At 67.7% G+C, this 15095-nt stretch carries 11 protein-coding genes; 5 read left to right on the top strand and 6 right to left on the bottom strand.

Annotated features, from left to right (window positions below; translation table 11 throughout):
- Nucleotides 1–174 precede the first annotated feature (174 nt).
- Nucleotides 175–957, top strand: a complete 783-nt coding sequence (locus RR928_RS12525; protein ID WP_332538024.1) for an IclR family transcriptional regulator — start codon at nt 175–177, stop codon at nt 955–957.
- Nucleotides 958–1166: 209 nt separating this feature from the next.
- Here the strand turns inward: RR928_RS12525 and RR928_RS12520 are convergent, their stop codons facing one another.
- Entirely contained in the window at nt 1167–2684 is a 1518-nt protein-coding gene (locus RR928_RS12520) for an aminotransferase-like domain-containing protein (RefSeq protein ID WP_332538023.1), read from the bottom strand.
- A gap of 205 nt (nt 2685–2889) precedes the next feature.
- On the opposite strand from RR928_RS12520, the gene RR928_RS12515 reads away from it, so the two are divergent.
- The gene (locus RR928_RS12515) at nt 2890–3231 is read left to right on the top strand and encodes a hypothetical protein (protein WP_332682728.1); all 342 of its coding nucleotides are present in this window, start codon (nt 2890–2892) and stop codon (nt 3229–3231) included.
- Here RR928_RS12515 and RR928_RS12510 read toward each other — a convergent pair.
- From RR928_RS12510 to RR928_RS12490, 5 genes are read right to left on the bottom strand one after another with little or no spacing between them, the layout of a single operon-like run.
- Nucleotides 3228–4607: a sensor histidine kinase gene (locus RR928_RS12510; RefSeq protein ID WP_332538039.1), complete on the bottom strand. Its 1380-nt coding sequence runs from the start codon at nt 4605–4607 to the stop codon at nt 3228–3230. The genes RR928_RS12515 and RR928_RS12510 overlap by 4 nt on opposite strands.
- A 5-nt stretch (nt 4608–4612) precedes the next feature.
- Nucleotides 4613–5305 (bottom strand): response regulator transcription factor, encoded by a 693-nt coding sequence (locus RR928_RS12505; protein WP_332538021.1) that lies wholly within the window; start codon nt 5303–5305, stop codon nt 4613–4615.
- A gap of 26 nt (nt 5306–5331) precedes the next feature.
- The gene (locus tag RR928_RS12500) at nt 5332–6651 is read right to left on the bottom strand and encodes a TolC family protein (RefSeq protein ID WP_332682726.1); all 1320 of its coding nucleotides are present in this window, start codon (nt 6649–6651) and stop codon (nt 5332–5334) included.
- A complete protein-coding gene (locus RR928_RS12495) occupies nt 6638–9742 on the bottom strand; it encodes an efflux RND transporter permease subunit (RefSeq protein ID WP_332682724.1) in 3105 nt (1034 codons plus the stop codon). The genes RR928_RS12500 and RR928_RS12495 overlap by 14 nt, the downstream gene beginning before the upstream one ends.
- 15 nt (nt 9743–9757) lie before the next feature.
- The gene (locus tag RR928_RS12490; protein ID WP_332538018.1) at nt 9758–10885 is read right to left on the bottom strand and encodes an efflux RND transporter periplasmic adaptor subunit; all 1128 of its coding nucleotides are present in this window, start codon (nt 10883–10885) and stop codon (nt 9758–9760) included.
- A 251-nt stretch (nt 10886–11136) separates the two neighbouring features.
- Between RR928_RS12490 and RR928_RS12485 the strand changes: the two genes are divergently transcribed.
- The 3 genes from RR928_RS12485 to RR928_RS12475 form a co-directional block, all read left to right on the top strand.
- Nucleotides 11137–11649: a sigma-70 family RNA polymerase sigma factor gene (locus RR928_RS12485; protein ID WP_332538017.1), complete on the top strand. Its 513-nt coding sequence runs from the start codon at nt 11137–11139 to the stop codon at nt 11647–11649.
- On the top strand, nt 11646–12626 hold the full coding sequence (locus tag RR928_RS12480; RefSeq protein ID WP_332538016.1) for a FecR domain-containing protein: 981 nt from the start codon (nt 11646–11648) through the stop codon (nt 12624–12626). The genes RR928_RS12485 and RR928_RS12480 overlap by 4 nt, the downstream gene beginning before the upstream one ends.
- A 64-nt stretch (nt 12627–12690) precedes the next feature.
- On the top strand, nt 12691–15095 hold a 2405-nt coding region (locus tag RR928_RS12475; protein ID WP_332682722.1), incomplete at its 3' end, for a TonB-dependent siderophore receptor.

Genomic DNA, 15095 nt, shown 5'->3' with positions numbered 1-15095 from the left:
AACACCTCCAGGGAAGAAACAACGGACTGGACCGTCAGGCCCACCGATTGATACCGATGGTAATTAAAAAGTGGAAACTCATTCCACAGTAGAAACCCTTTATCATTTGCTCAATATTTCTCGTACAAATCAGCAGATGGCACCCGTCCGCCCCCCGCTTGAAAGTCGCATCGCATGAGCAACATCCTGGAACGCAGTTTCAAAGTGCTGGAACACCTGGCCGTTCACCCCGAAGGCAAGGCCATCTCGAGCCTGTCCACCGAACTCGACATGCCGCTGAGCGCCACGCACCGGCTGCTCGCCGAGCTCAGCCGCTGCGGCTATGTGCGCCAGGAGCACAGCCAGGGCAACTACATGCTGACCATCAAGCTGGTCTCGCTGGGCCTGGGCTTTCTGAGCGCCAGCGGCATCGTCGACATCGCCCAGCCGCTGCTTGACCGCCTGGCCGGCGAATCGGGCGAGCTGGTGCGCCTGGGCGTGGTCGATGGCGACGAACTGACGTTTGTCGCCAAGGCCCAGGGCGCGCTGCGCGGCCTGCGCTATGACCCCGACATGGGGCTGTCAGTCAATCTGTCGTGCAGCGCCGCGGGCCACGCCTGGCTTGCGACCATGAGCGACGAGCAGGCGCTGGCCCTGGTGTCGCGCCAGGGCTTCGGCCAGCCGCAGGACTTCGGCCCGAACGCCCCGACCACGGTCAAAGCCTTGCTGGCGCATCTAGAAACCACGCGCCTGCATGGCTTCAGCCGCATCGTCGAAGTGTTTGCTCCCGGCATGAGCGCCATGGCCGCGCCGATCCGCCGCGGCAACGGCCCGGTCATAGGCGTGGTGACGATTGCCGGCCCGCTGATGCGCCTGACCGAAGCGCGCATGGAGGCGCTGGGCCCGGCGCTGCTGCAGACCACGCAGGAGCTGGCGATGACCAGCAGCGGCTCGGCGTTGCTCAAGAATCGGGGTTGAGGTCAACGCAGAGCTCTGGCCTGCCCGGAGGGAATCGGGAACCGGTTTTTCTGGCGCCAGTATTCGATCCAGCGCCATCACCTACTGTTATCGCGGCGGCCGTTCATGGTTCGACAAGCTCACCACGAACGTTTTCAAGCGTTCGGGCTGAGCCTGTCGAAGCCCTGCGTCGAACAAGCCTGCCCTCAGACACGGCCGGCAAGGCAAGCTCAGGGGGGACTGCCCCGCGCGCCCTGCCCCAGCTGCGCGCAGGCCATGGCCCCCAGCGTGCGGCATACCTGCTCCATCGCGGGCGTCACCGGGTGGGTGCATGCCAGGCGCAGACAGTGTTCATAGCGCCCCGAGTTCGAGAACATGCTGCCCGGTGCAATGCGTATGCCCTGGGAAAGCGCTTCGGTGAACAGCGCGGAACTGGAAAACCCGTCGGGCATTTCCAGCCACAGGCACAGCCCGCCGGGCGGCAGGCTCAGCCGCGTGCCCAGCGGAAAATGGCGCGCCACCAGCCGCGCCATGGCTTCGCGCTGGCTGCGCAGCTGCTGCTTGAGCTTGACCAGGCTGCGCTGGTGCGTGGGCGAGCCCAGCACTTCGGCGACGATCAGCTGGGCCAGCGTCTGCGTGTTGCGGCTCTGGGCGAACTTGAGCATCTGCACGCGGCCATGCCAGCGCCCGCCGTTCATCCAGCCCTGGCGCAGGCCGGGCGCGAGGCTCTTGTTGAACGCCTGGCAATAGATCACATGGCCCGAATTGTTGTCCCAGGCCTTGAGCGGCTTGACGACCTGATCGCTTTCGACGAACAGACCATAGGAATCGTCTTCGATCAAGGCCGCGCCATGGGCCGCGCACAACGCCACCATGCGCGCCTTGTGCGCGTCGGGCATGCGCGCGCCCAGCGGCATCTGCAGCTCGGGCACGACCACCACGGCCTTGAGCCGCGGCTGGGTCTGGAACGCGAGTTCCAGCGCCTCTATCGACATGCCGGTGCGCGGGCTGCAGGGAATTTCCAGCGTCTGCAGCTGCAGCGACTCGACCACCTGCAGCAGGCCGTAATAGGTCGGCGACTCCACGGCCACCATGTCGCCGGGTGCGCAGACCGCGGCCAGGGCCAGGCTCACGGCTTCCGAGTTGCCGGTGGTGGCCAGCACATCGGCCGGGGCCACGCGTATGCCCGAGGCCAGCGCGCGCCGCGCCATGGCCTGCTGGAAGTCGGGATGGTTGCCCTGGTTGGCGAGCAGCGAACGGCCCTGCACCAGCAGCGTCGGGTCGTCGCGCAGCAGCCGGGCGACGATGCGGTTCAGATAGTGGTGATCGAACAGGCCCGGCGGCGGCGTGCAGCCGCCGATATCGGTATGCACCTGCGCCTGGCGCCCCTGCTCCAGCAGCAGCGAAATATGCGCGTTGATGCCTATGAAGTGCGCCTGATCCACGCCTACCACGGGCTGGCTCAGATCGGGCTCGCTGCTGGGCGCGAGCGCCCCGCCCTGGGCGCTGCGCACGAAGTAGCCCACGCGCTCGCGCGCCTCCAGATGCCCTGCGGCTTCGAGATGGCGCAGCATCTGCAGCGCGGTCGACAGGCTCACGGTGTGGCGGCGCATCACTTCGCGCACCGAAGGCATGCGCTCGCCGACCTGCAATGCGCCCATGGCCATCGCATGCGCGTAATCGGCCGCGATGCGCTGGTACAGCGGCAGTGATGCGTCGGAACGGGTCTCGGCGAGAGGCAGCAGCATGGGGCGTGGAATAAAGGTGCTCAGGCCTTGCATCATGCCTGTTCCGGCTGTTCTGCAACAGATACAGATTCAGCGCTGCCAGACCAGAACAGATGGCTGCAAGCTGCGCTGCTGCGGTGCACAAGCCCGGCTGCTGTGCCTGTTATGCAAACAGCAACGGACCTACGCTTACAGCACCGAAACAGCCCGACTTGCGAGTCCTCGTATGCAACACCCCGCTCCTGCCCTTGCGCCACTGGCCCGCGGCCAGACCCTGACCCGCGCCTTTGCCGCGGGCGATGAACTGTTCTGTGCCAGCGGCACGCTGCAGCTGAACACCTCGGCGCTGGCCGGCATCGAAGCCCTGCCCGGGCTGCAACTGCGGCTGCAGGCGGGCCAGAGCTGGCGTGCGCCCGCGGCGCTGCGCCTGCAGATCACGGCGCTCGAAAGCCAGGCCCGGTGGCGCTGCAGTCCCGCAGCCGACGTGGTGCCCGCTCCCGCGCCGGCCAGCGACTGGCGCGCGCGCGCCGCTGCCTGGCTGGGCAGCTGGCGTGCGCTGCGGGCCTAGGCCCGCTCCACGCCGGGTGCCGCGGGCAACTGCAGCTGCACTTCAAAGCCCGGTGTGAGGTTGGCGAAATGCAGGCTGCCGCTGTGCAGCTGCACGATGGCCTGCACGCTCGACAGTCCCAGACCATGGCCGGGCTGGCGCTCATGGGCGCGATAGAAGCGGTCGGTAATGTGCGGCAGCAGATCGGGCGGAACGCCCGGGCCGTTGTCCTGCAGCCGCAGATCTATCATGTCGCCCCGCTGCTCGGCCATGATGCGCAGATGGCCGCCGGCCTGCTGGCAGGCGTACTTGAGCGCGTTCTCGACCAGATTGGCCAGCGCATTGGCCAGCAGATCGGCGTCGCCCAGCGCGCAGGGATGGCCCTGGACCACGACTTCGAGATAGGAGCCGGTCTCTTCCGCGACCGGCGCATACAGGTCGGCGATATCGGCCAGCAGGCCCTGCATGTCGACCACGCCGAACTCCTGGCGGCGCATGCCCGACTCGAGTTCGGCGATCTGCAGCAGCTTGTCGAACACCGTGCCCAGCGCCTGCACTTCCTGCTCCAGGTGTTCGAGCAGGCGCTGCTGCTCGTTGCCGCCCAGATGGCGCGCGCTGCGCAGCTGCAGCAGCACGCGCGTGAGCGGCGTGCGCAGGTTGTGGGCGATGGTGTTGGAGACATGGCGCACGCCGTCCATCAGCAGCTCGATCTGGTCGAGCATCTTGTTGATGTCGCGGCCCAGGCGCGTGAACTCGTCTTCGTCGTCGGACAGCGGAATGCGCTGGCGCAGATCGCCGTTCGCGACCTGCAGCATGGTGTGGCGTATGCTGGCCGCGCGCGCATCGACCAGGCGCCCGAACCCCACGCTGCCCCAGATGGCCAGCACCACGACGATCACCGCCGCCGTGAGGCTGGCGTTCATGAAGCGATGCTCGATGTCGTGCAGCGCCTCCATGTCGCGGCCCACGATCAGCAGATTGCCGCTGGGCAGCTCGGTCACGGCCACGCGGCCGGTCATTGTCAGGCCGTTGCGTTCCAGCGGCAGCTCGCGCAGGCCGAAGGTGTTGATGCGGCGCTGGCGCAGAACGCGCGCGTTGCCGGTGAGGAATTCGCCATCGCGGTCCGTGAGAATGGCGATTTCCGTCTGGCTGTCGACGCCGTCGCTCAGCAGGCGCTCGATTTCCTTGCGCAGCGCGTCTTCGCCATAGTTCAGCGCATGCTGCTGCAGGCGCTGCAGATCCATGTTGGCTTCGCGGTCCATGCGGTGGCTGAACACGCTGACCATCTGCACATAGAAGATGGTCAGCACCACCACCATGGTCAGCAGCAGCAGGCCGCCGTAGCTCAAGGCCAGGCGAAAGGCAATCGAGCTCCAGGGACGCCTGGCCGCGTGCATGAAGCTCACAGCCCGGGAATCTGGGTGGAAAGGCAGTAGCCCACGCCGCGCACGGTGTGGATCAGCGGCTGCTCGAAGCCCTTGTCGACCTTGTTGCGCAGCCGGCTGATGTGCACGTCGATCACATTGGTCTGCGGATCGAAGCGGTAATCCCAGACCGATTCCAGCAGCATGGTGCGCGTCACGGTCTGGTCCACATGGCGCGCCAGAAACGCCAGCAGGCGGAACTCGCGCGGCTGCAGCATCAGCGTGCGCCCGCCGCGTTCGGCATGGCGGCTGAGCAGGTCCAGCCGCAGGTCGCCGACTTCGAGCACGGGCGCGGGCGCGGTCGATTGCACGCGGCGCAGCAGGGCTTCCAGCCGGGCCTGGAGTTCGGAGAACGCGAACGGCTTGGTCAGGTAGTCATCACAGCCGGCCTTGAGGCAGCGCACGCGCTCGTCGGTGGCCGACAGCGCGCTGAGCACCAGCACCGGCGTGGTGTTGCCCATGCCGCGCAGCGCCTGCAGTATCTTGATGCCGTCGAAGCCGTCGGGCAGCATGCGGTCGAGAACGATGGCATCCCAGTGGCCGGTCACGGCCTGGGTCAGCCCCTGCACCCCGTCGGGGCAGACGCAGACTTCGGCCTGAAGTTCGCGCATGCCTTCGGCAAGAAAGCGGGCATTCTGGCTATCGTCTTCGATGATGAGAAAGCGCGGCATGGAAAGTTCGAGCAACAAACCTCCGACTATAAACAGCCTGGGGCCACGCAGCCGCCGCCCACAACCCCATCCGCGAGTGGCAACTGGCCGCGCGCGGCGTTGAGCTGCCATTCGGCCTGCCAGACCTGCAGCGTCAGATCCAGATATTCCTGCTGGTGGGTCGAGACCGAATCCATCGCGTCCAGCCATTCCAGAATGGAGCTCTGGCCCAGACGGTAGGAATCCTGGGCCATCTGGCGCAGCGGTGCGAGCTGGGTCAGGCCGCGCGACTCGAAGTTGGTGAGCGACTTGCGCAGCAGATCGCGCTGGCGCAAGGCCTGCTGCAGCTGCTGGCGCGCCTGCTGCTGCGCGGCGTCTTCCTCGAGCAGCGCCTGCGCGTGCTCGAGCCGGGCGCGCTCTATCGGGCCCTGCTTGCGATCGAACAGCGGCAGCTCGATGGAGATGCCGACCTGGTTGTAGCCATACGACTCCTGCCGCCCGCGCACCCGCGTCACGCCCACCGTGGGCGTGGGCAGGGCTTCACGCGCCTGCTGGCGCGTGTACTGCTCGGCCTGCACCACCTTGGCATGCGCGGCCTGCAGCGGCGCGAGCCGCTGGCTCGCCTGCTGCCACATCGCGTCGAATGTCGGCTCCGGCGCCGCGAGCTTGGCGGGCAGCAGGCTGCCCACGGCCTCGGGCGTCCAGTTCGGCAGCGCCAGCAGTTCGGCCAGCGCGGCGCGCGCGGCCACTGTCTGCGCTTGCTGCTGCTCGAGCTGCACCTGCATCTGGGCGCGCTGCAGTTCGACCCGAGCGCCGTCGTAGCGGCTGCGCGCGCCCAGCTGGATCTGGCCTTGCACGATCTTCACGGCCTGGTCCAGTTGCGCCATGGCCTGCTGCTTGGCGACCAGCTTTTCCTGGTCCAGCAGCAGCTGCGCAAAGCGCTGCGCCGCCTGGCCCAGGATGTCCTGCACCTGCGCGGCGCGCTCGGCTTCGCCGGTCGCAGCCGCGAGCTTCGCGGCTTCGGTGCGCATGCCGATCTGGCCGAAGATGGGCAGCGACTGCTCCACGCCCCACTCCTTCTCTTCGGGCTTGCGACCATAGTGCGCCGTCGGATTGGCCCAGGTGCCCGCGGTCTGCACGTCGGCCTGCTCCATGCGCTGGCGCAAAGGCATGGCGCGCAGCGTGGGGTGCAGGCTGCGCACCAGCGCCAGGTACTCGACCAGGCCCAGCGACGCCGGCAGCTGGGAAGCGCCGGCCGCGCTGGGCGCGGCGGCAACGGATGCGGAGGTCTGCGCCGGCGACGCGGCCAGGCAGGCGCCGGCGCACACCAGGGCCGCGGCGGCGGCGATAGATTTAAAGGCTTTCATCCAACTCATCCGGTTTCTTCAAGGTCTTGGGGCCGAGCCAGGCATAGAGCACGGGCAGCAGTACGAGCGCGACGACGGGCAGCACCAGCATGCCGCCGACGATCACCGACGCAAAGGGACGCTGGGTTTCGCTGCCCACGCCGGTAGACATGGCCATGGGCAGCAGGCCCAGCAGCGCCAGCGTGGCGACCAGCAGCACCGAGCGCATGCGCTCGGCCGTGCCCTGCACCAGGGCATGCTTGAGCGGCATGCCTTCGCGGCGCAGCGTTTCGACCGCGGACACCACCAGCAGACCGACCAGCGCGACCTGGCCCAGCAAGGCGATGAAGCCGATGGCGGCGCTGATCGACAGCTCTATGCCCGTGAGGTGCAGCGCGGCAATGCCGCCGACCATCGCGAACGGAGCGCACAGCAGGATCACCGCCGAGCTGCGCGCCTGGCCCAGCGCGCCGAACAGCAGGCCGAACACGATCAGCAGCGACAGCGGCACGACCACCTGCAGGCGCTGCGAGGCGCGCTGCTGGTTTTCCCACTCGCCGCCCCAGACCGCCTGGTAGCCCGCAGGCACCTGGACGTTGGCCTTGAACGCGGCCAGCGTGTCCTTGACCACGGAGCCGATGTCGCGGCCTTCGACGTTGAACTTCAGCGCCATGTAGCGGCTGTTGTTCTCGCGGAAGATCGACGCATTGCCGATCTTCACGCTGATCCTGCCGACCGAATGCAGCGGCACCGAACCGCCCTGGGGCGTGGGAATCGCAATGTCGCGCATCGTGGCTTCGTCCATGCGGTTCACATACGGCAGGCGCACGCGCACCGGCACCGGGTGCTCGCCTTCCCACAGCGTGGTCGCGAGTTCACCGGCCAGCGCCATCTCCAGCGTCTTCTGCGCGGTTTCCATCGCAATGCCCTGGCGCGCCAGCGCGTTGCGGTCGAACTCGACGTGCAGCTGCGGTGCGGGCGCATCGCGGTACAGGTCCAGATCCACCACGCCTTCGATGGGGCGCACCTGGTCCATGGTCTGCGTCAGAATGGCGCGCAGCTGATCGATCTCGGGGCCGAAGACCTTGAGCACCACCTGGCCGCGCGCGCCCGAAGTCGATTCCTCGACGCTGTCGCGTATCGGCTGCGAGAAGTTGAACGCCACGCCGGGAATCACGCCCAGCTCGCCGCGCATCTGCTCTATCAGCTCCGGCTTGGTCAGGTCCTTGCGCCATTCCTTGAGCGGCTTGAGGCGGATCAGCGCCTTGGCCATGTTGAGCGTTTCGTTGTCGGTGCCCGACTCGGGACGGCCCTGCTCGGTGCTGACCGAAGTCACTTCGGGGAACTTGCGCAGGATGTGGCGCACTTCGGCCAGCACTTCCTGGCCCTTCTCGAGCGAGATCGAAGGCGGCATCTGCACCAGCACGTAGGCGTCGCCCTCATCGAGCTGCGGCAGGAACTCGGTGCCCAGCTTGGTCGCCGAGAGGCCGGCCACCACCAGGATCACCACCGCGCCCACCACCACGGCGCGCTGGCGCGCGATGCGGTCCAGCGTGCGCGCTATCCAGTGCTGGTAGCCGTGGTCCATGCGCTCGAACACTTCAGGCTCGGGCTGCATCACATGCTTGGGCTTGAGCAGCAGCGCGCACAGCGCAGGCACCAGGCCCAGGGCAAACACCAGCGCGCCGAGCAGCGCGAAGCTGTAGGTCATGGCCAGCGGACGGAAGATCCGGCCTTCGATGCTCTGCAGCGAGAACACGGGAATCAGCGCCGCGATCACGATCGCCATCGCGAACAGCGTCGGCTTGGCGACGGCAATCGTCGATTCGATGATGATGGCGCGCATCTCGCGCTGGTTTTCGGGCTTGCGCAGCCGGGCGTTGCGGATGATGTTCTCCGCGAGCACCACCGCCCCGTCGACCATGATGCCGAAGTCGATCGCGCCCATGGAGATCAGGTTGGCCGGCATGCCCAGCCAGTGCAGACCGATGAAGGCCACGAGCAGCGACAGCGGAATCACCGTGGCGACGATCAGCGAGCCGCGCAGGCTGCGCAGCACCAGCCACAGCACGCCGACGATCAGGCTGGCGCCGAACATCAGGTTGTGCTGCACCGTGGCCAGCGTATGGCCCACGAGGTCGGAGCGGTCGTAGGTGACTTCCATCTGCATGCCTTCGGGCAGCAGGCCGCCGTTGAGCAGCTTGACCTTCTCATGCAGGCCGTCGAGCACCCGCGAAGGGTTCTCGCCGCGCTTGAGCAGCACCACGCCCTGCACCACGTCGTTCTCGTCGTCCATGCCCACCGAGCCCTGGCGCGGCGTGTGCGACTGGATCACGCTGGCGACATCGCCGATGGTGATGGGCGCGCCGCCGCGCAGTTGCACCACCACTTCCTTGATCTCCTGCGGCGAGCGCAGCAGGCCTATGCCGCGGATGATGAACGACTGTTCACCCCGGCGCAGCAGGCCGCCGCCGACGTTGCGGTTGGACTTCTCTATGGCTTCGGTCACGTCGGCCAGCGACAGCCCCAGGCGGTAGAGCTTGTCCGGGTCCACCTCGATGTGGTACTCCTTGACGAAGCCGCCTATGCTCACCACATCGGCCACGCCCTGCACCTGCTTGAGCGTGCGCACGATGTTCCATTCCTGCTCGGTGCGCAGCTGGTCCAGCGTGTGGCGGTCGCTCTTGAGGCGGTAGTAATAGATCTTGCCCAGCGGCGTGTAGTCGGGCGCCATTTCGGGCGTCACGCCCGCGGGCAGGTCGGCCTGGGGCAGGCGCTGGGCGACTTCGGCGCGCGCGGTGAAGCTGTTCGCATGGTCGTCGAAGACCATGTTGACCATGGCCAGACCGAAGTAGCTTTCCGAACGCAGCGACACCAGCCCCGGCGTGCCGTTGAGCTGGCGCTCGAGCGGCTGCGTGATCTGGCGTTCGACTTCCTCGGGCGCGAGACCCGGGGCCTGGGCAATGACGCCCACCTGGACGTTGGTCACGTCGGGGTAGGCTTCAATCGCGGTATTCAGGTATGAATAGACGCCGTAGATGGCGATGAAAATGGTGGCGCACAGCACCACCAGCCGCCGATGGACGGCGAAATCAATCAATGCGCGCAACATGCTCTGGTCCGTTCCTCAGAGCATCTGGCTTGCGGCGCCATCGAGCAGCAGCGCGCCGCGCACCACGATGCGCTCGCCGCTCTGCAGGCCCGAGATCACCGGCACCCAGCCGCGTACCGGCTGGCCCAGCTTCACGACACGCGGCTCGAACGTCTGCGCGGTGGTCTGCACGAACACCACGCTGCGGTTCTCGCCCTGGATCAGCACCGCGCCTATGGGCACGCGCATTTCAGGCGAGCGCTCCATGGCGATGCCCACGCGCGCCTGCATGCCGGCGCGCAGGCCCAGGGGCAGATCCTTGTCGGTGAGCGCCAGCTGCACCGGCGCGCGGCGCGATTCGGCGTTGACCACCGCACCCACCTGCTGCACGCGTGCCGCGACCGGTGCCGACTGCGTCGACAGCTCGACCTGGGCGGCCACGCCGGCCTTGATCTGCGGCAGATCGGCTTCGAACACTTCGGCCACGACGCCCAGCGATTGCGGGTTGCCGATGGCAAACAGCACGGCGCCGGCTTCGGCCTGCTGGCCCATGGTCGCCTGGTGCTGGGCGACGACGCCCGCGTGCGGCGCGCGCAGAACGATGCGATCGCCGCCGTCCGGGCCCAGCAGGGCCGCAGTGCCGCGCGCGCGCGCCAGTTCCTGGGCGGTCTCCTTGCTGCGGGCCTGGGCCACGCGCAGCTCGGTCTCCGTGCCCACACCGCGCGCGACCATGTCCTGATGGCGCTGCAATTCAGCGCGGCTGGTGTCGGCGGCCAGCTGGGCCGCGCTGACTTCATGGCGCATGCGCAGCGCATCGGCGCTCACCAGAGTGGCCAGCGGCGCGCCGGCCTTGACGGCCTGACCGGGCTGCACATGGATGGCGGTGATGCGCGCCGCGGCGGGCGAGGCCACGCTGTCGAGCTGGCCCGAAGGATATTCAAGGCGTGCGGGCGACCACAGCCACTGGTTCGATTGCGGCGCTTGCACGGGCGCAATCTCCAGCAGGCGCAAGGCCGCGGGTGCAACCTTGACGGCCGCCACCTTGACGGCTGCGACCTGTTGACTGAACGCCGGTGCCGCGAACAGCGCACTGGCGAGCAACGCGGCAACGCTGGGGCGCAACAGCCAGGCGGTGGGCAGCGCGGGGAAGGAGGAGGGAACCATATCTCGGCTTTCTCAAAACAGTGCAGGCATGCGCACCAGGGTGATTTGAGGCGATGATAGGAAGCGGTCCGCGCGCATGGGATGAACTCCACATGACGGTTTGGTAAGAATTGGCCTACAACCAGCAGGCAGCGGCCACCTCCCCGGCACGGCGCAATGAACGTTGGACGCAACCAACGTTCCTGTATCTAATTTGCCGCCGATTCCTGCGCGCCGATAGAATGAGAACCCTTCTCATTTGCAATCACACCATGTCCGACGCCGCAGCGGCCTTGCAGCAACATGTTCAAACCCTGTACAGCGACCACCACGGTTGGTTGCGGGCTTGGCTGCGCCGCCGCCTGGGCTGCGGCGAGCGCGCCGCCGATCTGGCGCAGGACACCTTCGTGCGCGTGCTGAGCAGCCGGCAAGCGGCGGACACCACCGCCTGGCGCGAGCCGCGCGCCTATCTCACGACCATCGCGCGCAATCTGGTCGCCGACCACTGGCGGCGCCAGGAGCTCGAGCGCGCCTACCTCGAAGCGCTGGCCGCCCAGCCCGAACCGCTCGCACCTTCGCCCGAAGCGCATTTGCTGATCGTCGAAACCCTGCTGCGCATAGACGCCTGCCTCGCCGCCCTGCCCGCGCTCACGCGCCGCATCTTCCTGAGCTCGCAGCTCGACGGCCTGGTCTATGCCGACATCGCCGAGCAGATGGACGTCTCGCTGCCCACCGTCAAACGCCATATGAGCCAGGCTTTTCTTGCCTGCCTGAGCGCGGCATGAGCAGCGCGCACACGGCAGGCGCCGACACCCCCATAGACCCGGCCATCCTGCGCGAGGCCGCCGACTGGCTGACCCAGCTGCACGGCGGCGAGGCCGGTCCCAAGGAATGGGAAGCGCTTGAATGCTGGCGCGCCTCCAGTCCCGCGCATGGCCGGGCGTGGACGCGCGCCGAAGCCCTGATGGGCGATCTGCGCGGACTGCCCGGCGGGCCGCTGCGCGCCACGCTGGAAAAGCCCGCGGCGCGGCGGCGCCATCTGCTGCGCCTGCTGTGGCTGCCGCTGCTGCCCACCGCAGGCTGGCTGGGCTGGCAACAGATGCGGATCGACGGCGAACGCTGGCGCAGCGCGACCGGCGAGCAGCTGCCGCTGACGCTGGCCGACGGCACGCGGCTGCTGCTCAATACGGCCACGGAAATTGCCGTGGATTTCACCGCCCAGGCGCGCACGATTCATCTGCTGGGCGGCGAGATTCTCGTGACCAGCGCGCCCGACCCCGCGCCCCTGCCGCGGCCGCTGCGCGTGCTGACGCAGGACGGCAGCGTGCGCCCCATAGGCACGCGTTTTTCGGTGCGCCGCGCGAGCGGCGATGCTGACAGCCGCGTGGTGGTGTTCGAAGGCGCGGTCGAAGTCGACGCGCGCGGCCGCCAGGATCGCGTCAAAGCTGGCCAGCGGCTGGACTTCGGCGCCGGCGGCATGGGCCAGCCCCAGGTCCATGCGGGCCTGACCGATGAAGCCTGGACCCAGGGCATGGTGGTGGCGCGCCGCATGCGCCTGGCCGACCTGGTGGCCGAGCTCGACCGCTACCACCCGGGCTTTCTGCGCTGCCACCCCGATGTCGCCGAGCTGCGCATCTCTGGCACTTTTCCCGCGCTGGCGCGCGCGCGCAGTCTGCAGCTGCTCGCCGAGTCCTTGCCCGTGCAGGTGCGCGAGCGCAGCGCGTACTGGGTGACCGTGGAGCCGATTCGCGCCGACACCTGATGCCGGCGTGATACCTTTTTGCGTTTCGTTCGTCGTGTTCATCAGTACATGACGAAAGGACAAAATGTCTTCCAAGCCCTCGCTTCGTTTCCAGCCTTCCGCGCTGGCCATTGCCGTGCTGCTGGCCACCAGCGCCCTGCCCGGCGCGTTTGCCCAGACCAGCCCTGGCGCCGCACCGGTGCTGCGCGCCTATGCGATAGAACCCGGCCCGCTCGATGAAGCCCTGCTGCGCCTGTCCACGGCCGCGGGCATGGGACTGTCGTTCGAGCCTTCGCTGGTCGACGGCCTGCGCAGCCCCGGGCTGCGCGGCAGCTACGGCAACGAGGAGGCGCTGCGCCGCGTGCTGCAGGGCAGCGGCCTGGAGGCGCAACAGCGCGGCGACGGCTTGTTTGTACTGCGCAAGGCCGCGGGTTCGGCGGCCGCCGTTCCCGCAGGCAACGCGGTGACCATGGCCGCGGTGACGGTCTCGGCGCGCGCCGAGCGCAGCGCCACGACCGAAGGTTCGGACTCGCTGGCGGTGCGTGCCGTGACCATCAACAAGGGCACGCAGTCGCTCAAGGACATTCCCCAGTCGGTCAGCGTGGTCACGCGCAAGCAGCTCGACGAGCAGGCCATCACCGATCTGCGCGTGGCGATCAACAACGTCACCGGCATGGTGGGTGCGCAAGGCGTGGGCCAGGGCATGGTGTTGTTCGCGCGCGGCTTCGAGATCAATGACTGGCAGTACGACGGCGTGGCCATTCCGCGCAACAACTACGCGCTGGGCAACTGGGGCACCGAAGGCATGGTGTTCTATGACCGCCTCGAAGTGCTGCGCGGCGCCTCGGGCCTGCTGCAGGGCACGGGCAGCCCGGGCGGCGCGGTCAACCTGGTGCGCAAGCGCGGCCAGTCGGAGAAGACCGTCTCGGTCACGGCGCGCGCCGGCTCCTGGGACCGCTATGGCCTGCAGCTCGACGCCGGCGGCCCGCTCAACGACGCAGGCACGCTGCGCGGCCGCCTGGTGGTCGACGAGGCCCGCGGCCATTCGTTCATCGATCACGTCAACGACCGCACGCGCTCGCTGTATGCGGCGCTCGACTACGACATCAGCCCAGACACGACGGTGGGCGTGGGCCTGAGCCATTCGGACAGCAAGTCGCGGCCCATGATCTACGGCGTGCCGCTGCGCGCCGACGGCAGCGATGTGGGCCTGCCGCGCTCCACCTACACCGGCGCCGCATGGAACCGCGGCGACATCGAGCAGACCATGCTCTACGCCGATCTGGACCACCGCTTCAACGCCGACTGGAAGCTCAAGGTCGCAGCCATCCATCTGAGCGAAAAGAACACGTCCAAGCACCAGCGCATGCACGGCGATGTGGCCGCCGACGGCAGCGGCATGACCTATGCGAACTGGATCACCGACTTCGACTCCAGCAAGGTCGGGCTGGACGCCTATGTGACCGGCCGCTTCGAAGCCCTGGGCCTGCGCCATGAAACCACCGTGGGCGCCAACTACTCGAAGTACACCTCGGACGACCTGTTTGCGCGCACTTTCACTGCGGGCGGCAACCTGTTTGCCATCGACCACAACCGCCCCGAGCCTACCCTGGCCAGCATGGTCGCTGCGGGCGTCAAGCCTTCGCGCGCGGGCTACGACGTGCAGCAAAAAGGCATCTACGCCAGCCTGCGCACCCGGCTCACCGAGCCGCTGACGGCCATCGTCGGCGCACGCGCGAGCTGGTACGACTCGATCTACAACGACAAGCAGGCGGGCACCAGCACGCTCACCACGGCCTCGCGCGAGATCACGCCCTATGCGGGTCTGGTGTATGCGCTCACACCGCAATGGTCAGCCTACGGCAGCTACACCGGCGTGTTCGTGCCGCAGTCGGAGCGCACCGCGGCCGGCGCCGTGCTCGAGCCCATCATCGGCAAGAACTATGAACTGGGTGTCAAGGGCGAGCTGATGGACGGCCGCGTCAACACTTCGCTGGCCGTGTTCCGCTACGACCACAACAAGCGCGCCGTCAACGACCTCGACGCCGGCTTTGCCTGCGACGGCTGGTACTGCTCGCGCAACTCGGGCAAGGTGCGCAGCCAGGGCTTCGAAGCCGAAGTCAGCGGCGAAGTGCTGCGCAATCTGCAGCTGATGGCGGGCTACACGTTCAACACCACCAAGTTTCTCAGCGACCCCGAAGAGCAGGGCAAGGTGTTCAGCACCATCACGCCCAAGCACATGCTGCGCGCCTGGGCGTCGTACCGCCTGCCCGGCGAATGGAATCAGCTGACGGTGGCCGGCGGCTTCAACGTGCAAAGCCATACGCTGGGCTATGACCGCTCGTTCAAGCTCGCGGGCTTCACCGTGGGCAATCTGCGCCTGTCGTACCAGGCCACGCGCGAACTCAACCTGGCCGTGAACGTCAACAATGTGTTCGACAAGCGCTACATTCTGCCGGGCTACGTCGGCTACACCGGCGCCACCTATGG

The sequence above is a fragment of the Comamonas sp. genome (assembly GCF_036666375.1).
Taxonomy (GTDB): Bacteria; Pseudomonadota; Gammaproteobacteria; order Burkholderiales; family Burkholderiaceae_C; genus Comamonas.
Note: the sequence above shows the minus strand (reverse complement) of the source record. Positions and strands in the feature narration are given on the sequence as shown.